Raw genomic sequence first — 964 nt, 5'->3', positions numbered from 1 at the left:
CCGAGAATCGCCGCGGCGGAGGAAAAACAGAGAAGAAAGTCGAGCGGTTCCCCGGACAGCACCTCATCCAGCACTTGGGTCCCCTTCACTTTCGGGGCCAGCACCCGGGCAAAATCGGCCTCCGATTTGGTGAAGAGCGGCTCTTTGCTCTGCAAACCGGCCGCATGGATGACGCCGTTCACCCCGCCAAACCGCGCTTTGGCTTCCCGAAGCACTTCGCGCATCGCCACGGCATCGCAGACATCCGCCTGCCGGTACAGCACCCGGCTGCCCGTTCCTTCCAGCAACGTCAGCTCTGCTTGCAACCGGGCATCCAGCGGCGAACGGCCGGTCAAAATCAGGTTGACCGGCCCGGAACGGGCCAGGCGGGCAGCCAGGATCCGGCCCAATCCGCCGCCTCCGCCGGTGATCAGGTAGGTTCCGTTCGCTTGGATGCGCCATCTTTCCTCTCCCAAAGAAACAGGACGGATCCGGCAGGTGTACCGCTGCTCTCCCTCATACAGGACACTCTGCGGTGAAGGGGTGTGCAACTCCGCCCACAGGAGCGACAGCCAGGCTTCCATGTCCACCGCCGGACCGGGACCGGCTTCCCGCAGAATCCCCGCGACGCGGGTCTGCGGCAGGATGAGGCCGAGGGAACGTTCCCAACCGATCCAGGATTCCAGACAGCAGCGTTCAAGGCTCGTTCTCCATGCCCCGGCCCATAACAGCCGGGACGGTTTCCGCCCGGCTTCTCCGACAGCCTGCAACAGGCGGAACAGAACGGCCGAATCCTCAATACAGCCCGCATCTTCCAACGGCCACAGGTAGAGCAGTGCAAAATCCCCGCCGCAATCGGAAGCGAGGCTGTCCAAAACCTGACGGAAAGCCGCTCCGTCGTCGCGGTTCAGGCGGTACTGTCCCCGGCTCTGCTTGCCGGAGGAACGGCCCTGGGCCACGAAGATCACTTCCGTCCCCGGCTGGC

The 964-nt window shown here is 64.3% G+C and carries 1 protein-coding gene; it reads right to left on the bottom strand.

What is annotated here, in order from left to right:
* Positions 1 to 964: SDR family NAD(P)-dependent oxidoreductase (locus tag I8U18_RS17585; protein ID WP_198065183.1), on the bottom strand; the 964-nt coding region annotated here is incomplete at both ends.

The sequence above is a fragment of the Thermoactinomyces sp. CICC 10522 genome, assembly GCF_016055075.1.
Lineage (GTDB): Bacteria > Bacillota > Bacilli > Thermoactinomycetales > Thermoactinomycetaceae > Thermoactinomyces_A > Thermoactinomyces_A daqus.
Note: the sequence above shows the minus strand (reverse complement) of the source record. Positions and strands in the feature narration are given on the sequence as shown.